We start from the raw sequence: 13,671 nt of genomic DNA on the forward strand, positions 1-13,671 counted from the left end.
CCATGCTTCACAAAGAAGTATGGGGATAATAAGACATAACAAAACGACAGCAGTTACATGTAGTTAAATAGCGATAAGCCTTTAATATCGACAAACGCTTTTTGCGACGCCTGCATGCCTACTTGCCGCAAGCTGTATTCGGAGATCGCCTCCGTGTAATCAAGGTCTACCAAATCTGACAGTGTCTGTGTGTAATTTAGCGTTCGGTTGCTACTAACAGCATCTATCACGTCAAGCTCATTGAGCCGTGCCCCAGCAGACGCGCGTACCGTTAGAACGTTATCCAAGCTATTATCCAGATCGCGCATAGCCGTATTCAAGGTATTACGCTGATCGGCTTTCTTGACGGGATCGTCTGCCGGGTTTTCTAATACGCGAATGGCTTCTTCCATGGTGCGGAAAAGATCAGCACCGCGAACGTCGCCGCCTGATTTGGCAACCAGTATTTCATCTCCAGCCGCTGGCGTCCCCTCCAGAGTAATTGACATCCCCCCAACGGGGATCTGTTGGGAGGAGCCGTCTTGATCACCCGTGTAAGGAACAGCTGTTTGACCAGCAACGGCTGTCCAATCAGTACCATCGAATGCTTCAATTTTAAATGTATCAGCAGGGGTGTTAAAAGTGATGCGGAAATCTTCTGAATCCTTTACATCCGTTATTTGCGGCCCGCGGAATGTCACATTACCTTGATTGAGGTCGCCATTATCTTTCTTTGCTTCTGCTATATAGCCAGCGCCGCTGGGTACGCTTTTAAAGATAGTCTCGCCATTGTCGGCGACCGGCATTAAACGTGTGGCATCAACGCGCTGCTCACGAGCATTGCTGTCACCCTGGTAGACCACGCCACTTTCGCCCTGCTTAACGAAAGGCGGGTTGCTGTCGTTATAACCACCGAACAAATAGCGGCCGTTACCATCGGTGGAATTGGCCTGGCCCAGCATCGTTTCATAAACGCCTTTGAGTTCACTGGCGATTGATTCGCGATTGGAGTCACTCAGCGTGTCGCTAGATGCCTGAATTAGCAACCCTTTCGCACTGGTGATCGCATCGCTGACGCTATTGATGATGCTTTCAGTCTGCGACAATGAATTCCTCGCCGAGACCCGCGAATCGGAATACTGCTCAGTCACGGCCTTGGCCTGGTCAACGCCAATCGCGCGCGAAGCCGCCTGGGGGTCGTCGGAGGGGTTAACCACACGTCGGCCGCTGGCAATCTGCTGGCTAATATTCATCAGGTCGCTCTGCTGGCGATTCATAGACGCCGTGCTTTGCTCGAACATGGTGACGGTACTAATACGCATGATTTAAGCTCCCCAATTAACCGCGCAGGTTCAAGATGGTGTCCATCAGCGTTCCTGCGGTGTCAATCACACGCGCATTGGCCTGATAGTACTGTTGATAACGAATCAAGTTAGCGGCCTCTTCGTCCAGATTGACTCCAGATTCGGACTGTTGCACCGCCGTCAACTGATCCGTTAACCCCTGCCTAGCGTCCAGGTTCACCTGAGTAATATTGGTGCGATTACCCACATCGCTGACCATGGAGGCATAGGCGCCGGTAACCGTCGCGCTAGCGCCAACAATGGACTGGGACTGCAGGTCTTGCATCGCTAAAGCGTTACGGTTATCGCCAGTGGCAAAAATAGTCTGGTTAACAGTTAATGATGATGTTTCACCAGCATCCGGGAGGGCACCAACCGTAAAGCTGATACCGTCAACTTTAATAGTGTCTCCAACAGACAGCTTCTCACTAGACGGATCAAAGGGCGCATCATTAACCGTTATAGTTGCCGCCGGTGTCACTGTCAGCGTGCCTTGCGTGCCATCCGACTCCACCTCAAATTGATATTTCCTATTATCGGCAAAAGCGGTAGAAGTTATACCTAAATCGCTAACGTTTAAATCACCCTCACGTTCAAACGAGTTACCCGTGTCATTTCCTACATTAATAAAACCTGCGTCGCCCGCGGCAATCTTGTCTACATCAGCAATATTGGTATCCATGCCATTGGCTGCACGCCGCACCGGCTGGATTTCAAAGCGGTCACCTACAGCAACATTATTGCCGCTGCTAAACGAAAGCGTCACACCGCCAAAGGCAATTTCACCCGAGCCATTACCAACACCACCAGTCCAACCGGTTGTGTCAACGTAGTTGGTATTGTCAGGATCCGTACTATTGAGTACTTGGCCGTTATCATTACGCGTCACCACAGGCTCAAGGTTTTCGTCAAACGAGACGGTGTAATCCGTGGCACGCAGCTTATCGACAGTTTCTGGATCAAACTCCGCCGACGTTAGTAGTCCAGGGTCGCTATTGCCTTGATGGCCATAGGATTGCGGTGAGCGCACTGCAAAGAAATCTTCACCCTGCTCGCCATTAAGATCTACACCTTGCTTATGCTGATCGTTAAAAGCGGTCGACAAAGATACGGCTAGCTGGCCGATCTGGTTTTGCGTCTTGTCCAGGGTTTCTGAACGGAAAGTCATCAAGCCGCCCAACGCTCCGCCCGTTATTGTCGACTCGTCTAGCTGAACCAGATTGCCACCGCCATCGCGATAGCCGACGACTGTGCGCTGGGGGTCGTACTCCGCCTGCACCGCTTCCAGCTGAAACGAGTCGGTGCCCGTCACCAGCGGCTGGCCGTTGGGCAAGCTGACATTATATGTTTTGCCATCCTGAATATTCAGGCGCAGGTCCATACGCTCGTTCAGCTCGGAAACCATGTGGTCACGTTGGTTCAACAAGCTGTTGGGGGCTTCACCTGTACGCGCACGAGCCAGCGCAATCTCTTTATTTAAGCCCGCAATCTGCTCGGTGGTGTTATTTATTTGAGTAATTTCATCTTTGATCTGGCCGTTAATATTGCCCTGCATATCCTGTAGGTAGCCATCAAAGGAACGGAACTGCGAACTCAGCGTATTCGCGGTCCCCAGCACGCCTTGACGCGCCGCCGGGTCAGAAGGCGACGCCGCCAAGTCTTCTAGCGATGAGAAAAACCCCTGCATCAATGGCGAAAGGCCCGCCGCACGATCTGCGAGCAGATTATCGATTTGGGTAACTTGGCTGTAATAAGTATCCAGAGCACTCGACTGTGTCTTGGCACTGTTTAACTGATCGGCCACATAGGTATTAAATTGCCGCTCAATATTATTGACCTTGACCCCGCCTCCCGCACGCCCCTCACCCAGCTGTGGCAGCTCACGGTTATAACCAGGCGTGTAAACATTACTGATATTATTACTGCTGGTATTAAGGGCATTCTGCGCCGCATTAAGACCGCTTAAGCCGATCGAAAACATGCTCATGGTTCAATTCCTTAGGCGATTACCTATATATGCTATAAGTATCGGCACTGCGCAGAAAAACTTGAGAAAAGGGCTAGCGAGAATCAGCCAAGAAATCGCCACCAGCGTTGAGCGGCCCGATACTATCCATTACCGCCACCAATTTATCCGCGTAGCGCGGGTCGGTAGCATAGCCGCCACGCTGCAGCTCTCTAGCAGCCTGTTCGGCAGTGGGTGCTTGTGTCACAGCTGCGTAGCGCGGGTTGTTACCAATTAGGTTGGCATAATCAGTGAAGGCGTGTTCATACGAATCGTAGACCCGGAAGGAGTCAACCACCTGCGTCCGGCGGCCATTGATATATTCATGGGTCACCACATCCGTCGTTTCGCCCTGCCACTGACTCCCCGCTTTAATGCCAAATAGATTGTGGCTGTTTTGACCGTTTCGAGTCGCAATTTCGTGCTTGCCCCAGCCCGTTTCCAACGCGGCTTGGGCCAGAATCAACTCAGCGGGCACGCCACTGTTAGCGCTTGCGGCCTGAGCAGGCGCTGCCAGTGTTTGCATAAACTGATCAACATGGGGCAACTGACTGCCCGCCTGGCGGTTCGTCTCCGGCTGAACAGGCGCAGCTTCCGGCTTCTGGCCCTCGCGCACAGCATCTAACTCAGTCAAGAAACGGCTTTCTGCAGCTGCCTCAGGAACTGGTTTATCACCCGGGTTTAGAGGGCTATCCAAGATACGCGGCGTGCCTCGCGGAATGCCGGCAATTAGCGCCTGCGTCTGTTGATCGGCAGACGATGCACCATCGTCACCTTTGGAAATCGCGCCCTCTCGCTTGAGTTGCTCAATCAGCACATCCGCGAGCCCCACGCCTTTGGACGCAACGACCTGCGACCACTGCTGGTCCAACATTTGTTGGTAGGTATCTGTCGCGCTGCTGTTCAGCAACCCGGAGGTCGGGATTGCATCGCGCATGCTTTTCATCATCATCTGCACGAAGAGGGCTTCAAACTGTTGGGCGGCCGAACCGACGCCTTCTTCGGGGTCGATTCGAGCGGTGTGCTGCAGCCGCTGAAAGCCCTGTACGTCCAGCGCAAATTGATTGCTCATATCAGTCGCATTCATTAGATGATCTCCAGCTCGGCGCGCAGTGACCCCGCCGCTTTTAACGCTTCCAAAATTGACATCAAATCCTGCGGCGTGGCGCCTAATGCATTCAACGCATTGACCACTTCGTTGAGCTGCGCCCCCTCTACAATCTGCAGATAAGCTTCCTGCTGCTCTATATCAATATCCGCATCGGGCACCACCACCGTCTCCCCTTCGCCAAGGGGGTTAGGCTGGCTAACGCCGAACTGCGTATCAATCATGATCGATAAGCTACCGTGGGCGACTGCCGCTTCCCGCAGCGTAACCGCGCTGTTCATTACGACTGAGCCAGTGCGTGAATTCATTACAACGCGTGCCGGTGCTTGCGTAGGCGTCACCTGAACGTTTTCGACACGGGCCATAAAGTTGACCCTGGCATTGTCATCCATAGGGCCATCAAGCGAGATAACCCGGCCGTTACGCGCATAGGCAACAGACTGACCAAACTCATTGTTAATCGCGGTCACCATCCGTTGGACAGTGCCAAAATCAGAGTCGTTGAGCTGTAGCTCTAATATGCCGCCGTTGCCGCCCAAATTAAGCGGCACTTCTTTTTCTACCAGGGCACCGTTGGGAATCCGGCCCGATGCCTGCTGGTTAATCTGAACGCTACTGCCACCCGCTTGGGCACCCGCACCGCCCACCAGCATATTGCCTTGGGCAATCGCATAGGTATCCCCGTCGGCGCCTTTTAAAGGCGTCATTAACAACGTACCACCGCGCAAACTGCGCGCATTGGCAATCGATGACACCACGATATCTAAACGCTGGCCTGGCCGAGAGAAAGGTGGCAAATCGGAGGTCACCATCACCGCTGCCACATTGCGTAACTGTAAATTAGTGCCTGCAGGCACGGTTACTCCCAACTGAGAGAGCATGTTGGTTAGGCTTTGGCTAGTGAAGGGCGCTTGCGTCGTTTGGTCACCGGTACTATCCAGGCCCACGACTAAGCCATAGCCCACGAGTTGGTTATCGCGCACACCGGCAAAGCTCGAAAGCTCGCGAACACTCTCCGCCTGGGCAGGTAACGCCAGTGCACACATCAGCAGTAAGGCACCCAGTTGCATAATTCCAGTGCTGAGTGCTCGATAGTTATTTATCCACAACTTACTGATTCTCACGTTACTTGCCCGCATCGCTATTACCCGCCGTAGCTCTTTTGTTGAACGATCTGCCACTATTGGTGCTGTCATCGGTAGCTCGCATAGCGCTAGAACGGTGAGACATTTATGAAGAAACGTTGTAACCAACCCATGTGTTGCGCTTCATTGATATAGCCGTCCCCTACGTACTCTATGCGCGCATCTGCTACCTGGGTGGAAGGTACGGTATTTTGCGAGGTAATTGTGCGCGGGTTAACCACCCCGGAAAAACGAATAAACTCCGTTCCCTGATTGATGGCTATTTGCTTCTCGCCACGCACGCGTAAATTACCGTTATTCATGACTTCTAATACCGACACCGTGATGGTGCCGGTAAACGAGTTATTGGCCTGAGAGCCACCGCTGCCAGTAAAGTCGTTCTCACCAGAGAGGTCAAAACCATATTCTGCCAGCGTATCGAGCGCATCCGGAAGTTGCGCGAGGTCAAGGCTAGCGCTACCGCTGCGCCCTGCATTGGATTGCGAATTTTTGCTCGCGCTGACTTCCTCATCCAGCACAATCGTCAAAATATCACCCATGGCTCGCGGTCGACGATCTTCAAAAAGCGGCTGATAGCCTTGCCGTGCCTGATAAATAGAGCCATTGGGAATAGGTGGCGGGCGATCCACGATGCTGATCTGCTCTTGCTCTCCTACCACAGAAGCACGCGGAATTTGCGCGCAGCCAGCAACCATAAGTATTAAGAGCGCCAAGCCAGCTAGTGCAATACGACGTAACATTGGGTGCAACTCCAGCATGACGCATGCCTGTTAGTAAACTTTATTGGAAAACCGTTACAGCTGACTCAACCGCGCCAACATTTCATCGCTGGTAGAGACCGCTTTACTATTAAGTTCATAAGCACGCTGTGTCTGGATCATGTTGACCATTTCTTCAACCACATTGACATTGGAGGTTTCCACGTAGCCTTGGAACAACCGTCCCGCGCCATTCATACCCGGCATATTTTCGTTAGGCGCACCTGAAGCTCCCGTTTCTAGATAGAGGTTGCCACCCACACTCTCTAAGCCAGCTGGGTTAATAAAGGTGCTGACAGTTATCTGCCCCACTTCATTATCAATTGCGACGCCGGGCTGGCGGACGCTTACCGTACCGTCTGCGCCGACATTCACCGACAAGGCGTTCTCAGGTAGAAATATCGCGGGCTCAACAGGATAGCCATTGGCCGTCACCATTTGGCCGTTTTCGTTTAGCTGAAAACTGCCGTCACGGGTATAAGCCGTCGTACCGTCTGGCATCAGCACCTGAAAGAAACCTTCTCCATTGATTGCCAGATCGCGGGAGTTTTCAGTTTGCTCTAATCCACCTTGGGTATGCAGGCGTTCAGTGGCGACAGCGCGTACACCGGTGCCCACCTGCATCCCGGACGGTAGACGGTCTTGAATATTATTCTGGGCGCCTGGCTGACGCATGTTCTGATACAGCAGGTCTTCAAACACGGGGCGTGAGCGCTTGAAGCCATTAGTACTCACGTTGGCCAGGTTATTTGAAATCACGTCCAGCTTGGTTTGCTGAGCTTCCAAGCCGGTTTTAGCTGTCCATAAGGACTTAATCATAGTTATGCTCCCTTGACCGACTGACTTACATCAGCGCTGAATGGCCAACATCAACCTTGGATAGATAGGATACCGTTGGCGCGCTGAGCATTTTCGTCAGCGGTACTCAGTACCTTCATTTGCATATCGTAGCGACGTGCCACATCAATCATGGAAACCATGGCATCAATGGCGCTGACGTTACTGCCTTCCAATGCGCCGCTTACCAGCTTGGCATCTTCATCAGCGGGCAAGGCCCCTGGCTCGCCTTCCTCGTTCGGTGGCGCACGAAACAGGCCGTCTTCACCTCGCGTTAGCGCTCCCTCGTCAGGCGTCACCAGCTTAATGCGACCAACTTCGACCAGCGCTTCTGGGCCTACGCCTTCAGGAATAGCACTAATTGTGCCGTCAGCACCGATGGAGACTTGTGCGCCCTGGGGTACCGCAATGGGGCCGCCGTCACCCATGACTGGACGCCCGACGTTGAGCAGAACGCCATCGCTGTCGAGCTGCAAATCGCCCCGTCGCGTGTAGGTTTCGGTACCGTCATCCGCCTGGACCGCCATCCACGCGTCGTCCTGCATCGCGACATCCAGGGTGCGGCCCGTGTACTCAACGGGGCCCTGAGAAAAATCACTGCCGGGCGTCGTCGTCACCGCTGACGTACGTGTGGCCAGTAACGCATCGCCCTGCACGGGCACGGAACGCGCGGCCTGTAGCTGAGCACGAAAACCAGTCGTAGTGACATTCGATAGGTTATTACTCACCACCGACTGCTGATCCATACTGTTTTTGGCACCACTCATGGCGGTATAGAGCATTCGATCCACGCTACTTACTCCTTACCCAAATGACCGATCATTAAAGGTTAATAATGGTCTGCAGGAGCTCGTCCTGGGTGCTAATAGTCTGCGAGTTAGCCTGATACGCGCGCTGAGCGACAATCATATCGACTAGCTCACCCGCCATGTCGACGTTGGAGGTCTCGATAGCGCTTGCCTCAATCAAGCCGCGTTGACCGGTACCCGGCGCACCGACCAGCTCTTGGCCCGAAGCCCCGGTTGCTGTCCAAAGGTTGTCACCCGCGGGGCTTAACCCTTCTGGGTTGCGGAAACTCACCATCGCGATTTGACCCGCAGCACGCGACTCCTCATTAGAGTAGTTACGCATTACTGTGCCATCATCTTCGATGGTTACGCCTACTAAAGAACCGGAGGTATAACCGTTCTGAGTGATATCATTAACGGTGGAGGGCTGAGCAAATTGCTTAGATCCATCAAATGTTAAATCAACATTTAGCGCCACAAATTGTTCACCTGCACCGAACTCATCAGTATTTAATGAAAGAGCGGTTGGATTATAAGTATCTAATACACCATTTTGATTGAATTCCAGACTCCCCAGATTAAACGGGCCGTATTCCGCAGCATCCTCTGGCCCGCCATTGACACGTCCTTGAATCTGCCATTGATTCACAGCATTGTTATCTTTAATGAAATACATGGTTAAGTTACGCGCGTTACCTTGAGAGTCATAAATAGTAGCGTTCGTTGAGAAATTATAAGTACTGGCATCAGTCGCATTAAAAGCAACGGCACCGGCACCCGTCCCAGCGCTTGTATCTATACCCTCTGCACCAGAATCTAAGTTGAGCTTTACTGATAAGGCCGTCGTAGCACTTGCTGCAAGGTCTTCCGAATCCACGTTAAGGGCTGCTACGTCTCCACCTGCCTGGACATTACCCTCTTCATCGGCAGCGTAGCCCATAATTTGCGCGCCCTGGGCATTCACCAGATCGCCATCGGCGGTCATGGTTAGCTGGCCATTACGCGAGTAACCCACTTCGCCGCTTGGCTGCTGGAAGCGGAAAAAGCCTTCACCCGCAATGGCTAAGTCCATATTACGGTTGGTGGATTCAACATTACCCTGGCTGAAGTCCTGTAGAACTGTCGACGTTCGCACGCCAAGTCCAATACGTGACTGAGCGTAAACATCAGCAAACTGTACGTTGGAACTCTTAAAGCCAACGGTCTGAGAGTTGGCGATATTATTACCTACCGCGCCTAATTTTTGTTGCTGGGCGCTTAAACCACTGAGTGCTTGCGAAAAGCTCATGACATTCCCCTAAGAAAGCTGCGTTTAATCAAATGCGGCATTTAATTAATAGTTAAAGAATTTGTTTAACGTCATTCAGATTGATTTGGCCGTAAATGGCGCCAAGATCCAGCCGAACGCTGCCGCTGCCATCATTAGGCGTCACCCGATTGACTACCGCGTACTGCAAGGCCGTGGATTCAATTTTCTCACCGGCGGCATTAGTCGCCTCTAACTGAACCGAATACTTGCCGCTGGCAACGGCTTCTTGCTGATCATTGATACCATCCCACTCAAACGATTGGACGCCGGCATCTACCGAGCCCAGATCAAGTTTTCTAATGATTTGGCCACCTTGACCCACAATGGTGGCTTTAACGTTATCCGCCGGCTTAGCAAGTTCGATACCGAAAGGCGTAGAGTAAACGTCCCCCTCGCTATCTTGCTCTAATAAAATATCCTTGCCAGGCACCATGACGCCTTTACCAATTAAGCCGCTTGCCTGAAGCGCCTGGTTAGCATCCATTTGGCTAGTAATGCCCTGCAAAGTGCTGTTCAGTTCCTCAATACCGCTGACCGTGTTTATTTGCGCTAACTGCGAGGTCATCTCCGAGTTTTCCATCGGATTGAGCGGATCCTGATTTTCCAGCTGGGTGATCAGCAACGTCATAAAACTTTCACGTAGCTCATCGGATTGACGGGCAGAAAGGCCATTCGCGCCGCCGCCATTTATGTTATTCAATACACTCGTATCGACATTCATGCGTTACCCCTCACCCAGCGACAGCGTCTGTATTAGCATTTGCTTACTGGTATTAAAGACTTCGACGTTGGCTTGATAAGAGCGCGAGGCAGAGATCATATTGACCATTTCATGCACGGGCTCAACGTTGGGCTTGGCCACGTAGCCGTCCTCATCTGCCGACGGGTGGCTGGGCATATATTCCATGCGTAGCGGCGACTCATCCTCGACCACTTCAGTCACACGAACGCCGCCAACCCCATAGCGTGTGCTCTGGGCTTGGGTCTCAAACATCACCTGTTTAGCTCGATAGGTCTCGCCGTCCGGCCCGGCGACACTATCGGCGTTGGCCATATTACTGGCGGTGACGTTCATTCGCTGGGATTGGGCGCTCATTGCCGAACTGGCAATGTCAAACGCGGAAAACATCGACATACTTTGTTAACTCCTCACGATTCTGGCCTAAATAAACGATTCTGACCTAAACTATTCAGGCTGCATCGCAGTTTTCAGCCCTTGAATACGGCTGTTAAGCATAGTGAGCCCAGCTTGGTAGCGAACAGCGTTATCGGCAAACTGGGTGCGCTCACGGTCCATATCTACCGTGTTTCCGTCTAAGCTAGGCTGATCAGGAATACGGTAAAGTAAGTCGGCGTTGCCCGCGCCACGCCATGCAGGGCCTTGTCCAGCAATATGGCTGCCAGCAGTACGTGTCAGCGTTAAACCGCCTTCGCTATCACCCGATGTGCGCTGAGTACCGTCTACCGCTTTCTTGAGTTCACTGGCAAAGTCGATATCACGCGCTTTGTAGTTGGGTGTATCCGCATTGGCGATATTCGCCGCCAGCACTTCGTGGCGTGCTTGGCGTAGACCCACTGCTTTCTGATGATAATTAAAGGCAGATTCCAATTGATCAATCATGCCGATCCTCGCTTTGAGGCAAAAAATAAAAGGGTTTTTGTTGATGGTGAAGAGTACGTCTCGAACTGTCATCCTAAAGCATGGAACAGCCTGCGTTTCCACCAGCATTTCACACGATACGACTAGACCCTTTTCGCTACACTTGGCAGTCGGCTTTTCTCATTGGCCTCCTCCCCTAGCTCTCAAGTAAGCGGCCTCACCCATGTTTCGAAAGCGCTCCACGTTGCTAAGTACGCGATTTTTCCGGCAAGTGCTCACCTTACTGGCAAGCGCGTGCATGATGTGCTTCACCAATGCCCAGGCGAATGACGACAACCTCGTCCAGCAAGTGCATCAGTTTTTGTACCAGGAGACACAGACCTTGGGCGAAGAGGTTGTTATTGATTTAAGCCCACCGTCGCCACATTTGCCCGACTGTATTAACCCAGAGCCCTTTTTACCCAATGCCAACCAAGCGCCGCTCGGCCGTGTTTCGGTTGGGGTCCGCTGTGGTGATGGCAATCGACAAGTGCGCTACCTGCAGGCGCAGGTTGATGTCATTGGTAATTATGTGGTGGCGGCAAGGGATATTGAGCGCGGCACATTGATTACCTCAGAAATGCTTAATGAGCGCGGCGGCAACCTTGGTGAGCTTTCGGCCCAAGCACTCACGTCTGAAGAAGATATCATCGGAAAGATAGCCCAACGCCCTATCCGCAGCGGTAATGCGTTTTTATCGCATTACCTACAAGCCCCTCACCTGATTGAACGCGGACAGCGGGTCACGGTCATAGCACAAGGACCCGCTTTTCGTGTTTCACGCGAAGGTGAGGCGCTTGAAAATGGCGCTCTTGGTGAGCGCGTAAGGGTCCGGTTTGGGTCGCGTGAAATCATGACCGCACGCGTCACTAATGAAGGCGTTTTGGTGGTAGATTTTTGACGTAATACCTAAAGTTATCCCCATTACTGCCGATAATTGGTGTTATACCCGCTATACTTAGCGCCAATCGCATCGACGTTGACGATGAGGCAGACAACGTGAAAATTGATAACATTAACTCGCTATTACGCTCTAACCAAGCCCAGCAGCGGGACGACACACAAAAGGCTGATAGTGTAACGCCAGCCAAATCAGACGGTTCTACCCGTGAGTCAACGCAGTTGAGTCAATCGGCTATTGATGAAACTCAAGATATCGATACTGCCAAGGTAGAAGAGATTCGCGATGCTATTCGCGATGGCCGTTTGGAAATGCGCGCTGATCGTATCGCCGACGGCCTAATTGCCAATCTTAAAGACTTATAAGGGGCGCTTGCATGAGCCTTGTTAACCTGCTGAGCGATCAGCAACAGCGTATTGATCAACTCACCACGCTGTTGGCCCGTGAACAAAACCTTTTAACTCAAGGCGATGTTGACGGCGATGCGTTGACGCAGGTCGCGCTCGAGAAACAAACCTTGCTTGTAGAGCTTGAGCGTATCGAAACGGTACGGCGTGGCGTACAAAAACGTCTTGGTTATGCCGATGGTGCTAACGGCGCTCAGTCAGCTGCCTCAGATGCCGGCTGCCAAGCGGCATGGGAACGTTTGCTGGAGAAGAGTGAGCGAGCGGCGCGCATGAATGAGCTAACCGGTCAGATGCTATCGGTACGCATGAAGCATAATCAGTCAATGTTAGACTATATCCGTCAAATCGCTGAGAAGACGCTATACAAACCGGATGGCCGTAATAGCGCCCAATCCGGCAGAATCAACGCTTCCGCCTAATATTTTCGCGCGTCTTTTTCGCCCGCCTATAGACAAGACTTATACAAACAGCTTCAATGTGAACACTAGCCTTCACATTTGGAGCCTCTCTGATGCTTTCCTACCTCCCAGAAAACTTTACCGCTGTTGTTATCGGTGCCAGTGGCGGCATAGGTAACGCTGTGATTCAGAGACTGCTTGCTGATACCCGCGTGGGTCATGTCGTTGCGGTAAGTCGTTCAACTCTTTCTCTTCAGCACCCAAATTTAGAAGCAGTGAATGCCGATGTCACCACTGAAGCAGGCCGTGAAGCTCTCCGCCAACAGTTAAACGGTCAACCTGTACACTTGTTGTTCAACGCTATTGGCACTTTGCACGATGATGAGCGTAATGTTCACCCTGAAAAGCGCCTAGAGCAATTAGATGAAGCCTCGTTTACCCACGTTATGCATATTAATGCAGCCACGCCCGCCCTGTTGATCGCCGCGCTTAAACCATCGTTACAAGGCAGGCACCCGACCATTATCGCTAGCTTATCAGCACGCGTTGGCTCCATCGGCGACAATCGACACGGCGGTTGGTATAGCTACCGTGCCAGCAAAGCGGCGCACAACATGCTGATGAAGACCCTTTCCATTGAACTAACGCGGCTTAATAAACAGTCTATCGTGTTGTGCCTACATCCAGGCACTACCGATACATCACTTTCAAAACCGTTCCAAGCTCGCGTGCCAAGCGAAAAGTTGTTTACACCTGACTTCGTCGCCGAGCAGCTATTGGAGGTTGTTTCTCAACGCACCGCCGAAGATACCGGCAGCTTCTGGGATTGGGCCGGCGAGCCCATTGAGTGGTAAGCACTCGGTGTGAGGCAGCTTTATGCTCGCGACCGTTTAAGCTTCCAGCCTGATGAAGCTAAGGGGTGCCTTCGGCACCCTTCGCGAGCTGAAGCTCCCTCCCACAATAGTACCTCCACGGGGACTGATAGCTACCTGTGGGAGGGGAGCATCAGCTCGCGATTTTTTGTGTTGCCCATAAAAAAATCCCCCAGAGCATG

At 52.3% G+C, this 13,671-nt stretch carries 15 protein-coding genes; 4 read left to right on the forward strand and 11 right to left on the reverse strand.

Annotated features, from left to right (window positions below; all coding sequences use genetic code 11):
• Positions 1-53 precede the first annotated feature (53 nt).
• The 11 genes from flgL to flgB form a co-directional block, all read right to left on the reverse strand.
• On the reverse strand, positions 54-1,301 hold the full coding sequence (flgL, locus tag HVA01_RS08175; RefSeq protein ID WP_146874714.1) for a flagellar hook-associated protein FlgL: 1,248 nt from the start codon (positions 1,299-1,301) through the stop codon (positions 54-56).
• Between the two features lie 16 nt (positions 1,302-1,317).
• Entirely contained in the window at positions 1,318-3,309 is a 1,992-nt protein-coding gene (gene flgK, locus HVA01_RS08180; RefSeq protein ID WP_146874716.1) for a flagellar hook-associated protein FlgK, read from the reverse strand.
• A gap of 73 nt (positions 3,310-3,382) precedes the next feature.
• On the reverse strand, positions 3,383-4,414 hold the full coding sequence (gene flgJ / locus HVA01_RS08185) for a flagellar assembly peptidoglycan hydrolase FlgJ (protein ID WP_146874718.1): 1,032 nt from the start codon (positions 4,412-4,414) through the stop codon (positions 3,383-3,385).
• On the reverse strand, positions 4,414-5,505 hold the full coding sequence (locus HVA01_RS08190; protein WP_146874720.1) for a flagellar basal body P-ring protein FlgI: 1,092 nt from the start codon (positions 5,503-5,505) through the stop codon (positions 4,414-4,416). Before HVA01_RS08190 ends, flgJ begins: the two co-directional genes overlap by 1 nt.
• Positions 5,506-5,648: 143 nt before the next feature.
• Positions 5,649-6,338, reverse strand: coding sequence for a flagellar basal body L-ring protein FlgH (locus HVA01_RS08195; RefSeq protein ID WP_146874722.1), 690 nt, complete (start codon positions 6,336-6,338; stop codon positions 5,649-5,651).
• Between the two features lie 36 nt (positions 6,339-6,374).
• Positions 6,375-7,157 carry a flagellar basal-body rod protein FlgG gene (gene flgG / locus HVA01_RS08200; RefSeq protein ID WP_146874724.1) on the reverse strand — a complete coding sequence of 261 codons (783 nt, stop codon included), beginning with the start codon at positions 7,155-7,157 and terminating at the stop codon, positions 6,375-6,377.
• 50 nt (positions 7,158-7,207) lie between these two features.
• Positions 7,208-7,966 (reverse strand): flagellar basal-body rod protein FlgF, encoded by a 759-nt coding sequence (gene flgF, locus HVA01_RS08205; protein WP_146874727.1) that lies wholly within the window; start codon positions 7,964-7,966, stop codon positions 7,208-7,210.
• Positions 7,967-7,997: 31 nt separating this feature from the next.
• A complete protein-coding gene (gene flgE, locus HVA01_RS08210) occupies positions 7,998-9,251 on the reverse strand; it encodes a flagellar hook protein FlgE (RefSeq protein ID WP_146874729.1) in 1,254 nt (417 codons plus the stop codon).
• Between the two features lie 52 nt (positions 9,252-9,303).
• Positions 9,304-9,993, reverse strand: a complete 690-nt coding sequence (locus tag HVA01_RS08215; RefSeq protein ID WP_146874731.1) for a flagellar hook assembly protein FlgD — start codon at positions 9,991-9,993, stop codon at positions 9,304-9,306.
• A 3-nt stretch (positions 9,994-9,996) separates the two neighbouring features.
• Positions 9,997-10,407 (reverse strand): flagellar basal body rod protein FlgC, encoded by a 411-nt coding sequence (gene flgC, locus HVA01_RS08220; protein ID WP_146874733.1) that lies wholly within the window; start codon positions 10,405-10,407, stop codon positions 9,997-9,999.
• Between the two features lie 51 nt (positions 10,408-10,458).
• Positions 10,459-10,893, reverse strand: a complete 435-nt coding sequence (gene flgB / locus HVA01_RS08225; RefSeq protein WP_146874735.1) for a flagellar basal body rod protein FlgB — start codon at positions 10,891-10,893, stop codon at positions 10,459-10,461.
• A gap of 202 nt (positions 10,894-11,095) precedes the next feature.
• On the opposite strand from flgB, the gene flgA reads away from it, so the two are divergent.
• The 4 genes from flgA to HVA01_RS08245 all read left to right on the forward strand — a co-directional run bounded on the left by flgA (position 11,096) and on the right by HVA01_RS08245 (position 13,471).
• Entirely contained in the window at positions 11,096-11,812 is a 717-nt protein-coding gene (flgA, locus tag HVA01_RS08230) for a flagellar basal body P-ring formation chaperone FlgA (protein WP_146874737.1), read from the forward strand.
• A 98-nt stretch (positions 11,813-11,910) separates the two neighbouring features.
• Complete coding sequence (gene flgM, locus HVA01_RS08235; RefSeq protein ID WP_146874739.1) at positions 11,911-12,177, forward strand: flagellar biosynthesis anti-sigma factor FlgM; 267 nt, start codon at positions 11,911-11,913, stop codon at positions 12,175-12,177.
• 11 nt (positions 12,178-12,188) lie between these two features.
• Positions 12,189-12,638: a flagella synthesis protein FlgN gene (locus HVA01_RS08240; protein WP_146874741.1), complete on the forward strand. Its 450-nt coding sequence runs from the start codon at positions 12,189-12,191 to the stop codon at positions 12,636-12,638.
• Positions 12,639-12,730: 92 nt separating this feature from the next.
• Complete coding sequence (locus HVA01_RS08245; RefSeq protein WP_146874743.1) at positions 12,731-13,471, forward strand: SDR family NAD(P)-dependent oxidoreductase; 741 nt, start codon at positions 12,731-12,733, stop codon at positions 13,469-13,471.
• Positions 13,472-13,671: the final 200 nt, after the last annotated feature.

It is taken from the genome of Halovibrio variabilis (assembly GCF_007991175.1).
GTDB classification, from domain to species: Bacteria; Pseudomonadota; Gammaproteobacteria; order Pseudomonadales; family Halomonadaceae; genus Vreelandella; species Vreelandella variabilis.

What these genes read in the sequence shown, in the direction of transcription:
- flgL (WP_146874714.1), bottom strand. Translation starts at nt 1,301, where the DNA reads ATGCGTATTAGTACCGTCACCATGTTCGAGCAAAGCACGGCGTCTATG.
- flgK (WP_146874716.1), bottom strand. Translation starts at nt 3,309, where the DNA reads ATGAGCATGTTTTCGATCGGCTTAAGCGGTCTTAATGCGGCGCAGAAT.
- flgJ (WP_146874718.1), bottom strand. Translation starts at nt 4,414, where the DNA reads ATGAATGCGACTGATATGAGCAATCAATTTGCGCTGGACGTACAGGGC.
- HVA01_RS08190 (WP_146874720.1), bottom strand. Translation starts at nt 5,505, where the DNA reads ATGCAACTGGGTGCCTTACTGCTGATGTGTGCACTGGCGTTACCTGCC.
- HVA01_RS08195 (WP_146874722.1), bottom strand. Translation starts at nt 6,338, where the DNA reads ATGCTGGAGTTGCACCCAATGTTACGTCGTATTGCACTAGCTGGCTTG.
- flgG (WP_146874724.1), bottom strand. Translation starts at nt 7,157, where the DNA reads ATGATTAAGTCCTTATGGACAGCTAAAACCGGCTTGGAAGCTCAGCAA.
- flgE (WP_146874729.1), bottom strand. Translation starts at nt 9,251, where the DNA reads ATGAGCTTTTCGCAAGCACTCAGTGGTTTAAGCGCCCAGCAACAAAAA.
- HVA01_RS08215 (WP_146874731.1), bottom strand. Translation starts at nt 9,993, where the DNA reads ATGAATGTCGATACGAGTGTATTGAATAACATAAATGGCGGCGGCGCG.
- flgC (WP_146874733.1), bottom strand. Translation starts at nt 10,407, where the DNA reads ATGTCGATGTTTTCCGCGTTTGACATTGCCAGTTCGGCAATGAGCGCC.
- flgB (WP_146874735.1), bottom strand. Translation starts at nt 10,893, where the DNA reads ATGATTGATCAATTGGAATCTGCCTTTAATTATCATCAGAAAGCAGTG.
- flgA (WP_146874737.1), top strand. Translation starts at nt 11,096, where the DNA reads ATGTTTCGAAAGCGCTCCACGTTGCTAAGTACGCGATTTTTCCGGCAA.
- HVA01_RS08240 (WP_146874741.1), top strand. Translation starts at nt 12,189, where the DNA reads ATGAGCCTTGTTAACCTGCTGAGCGATCAGCAACAGCGTATTGATCAA.
- HVA01_RS08245 (WP_146874743.1), top strand. Translation starts at nt 12,731, where the DNA reads ATGCTTTCCTACCTCCCAGAAAACTTTACCGCTGTTGTTATCGGTGCC.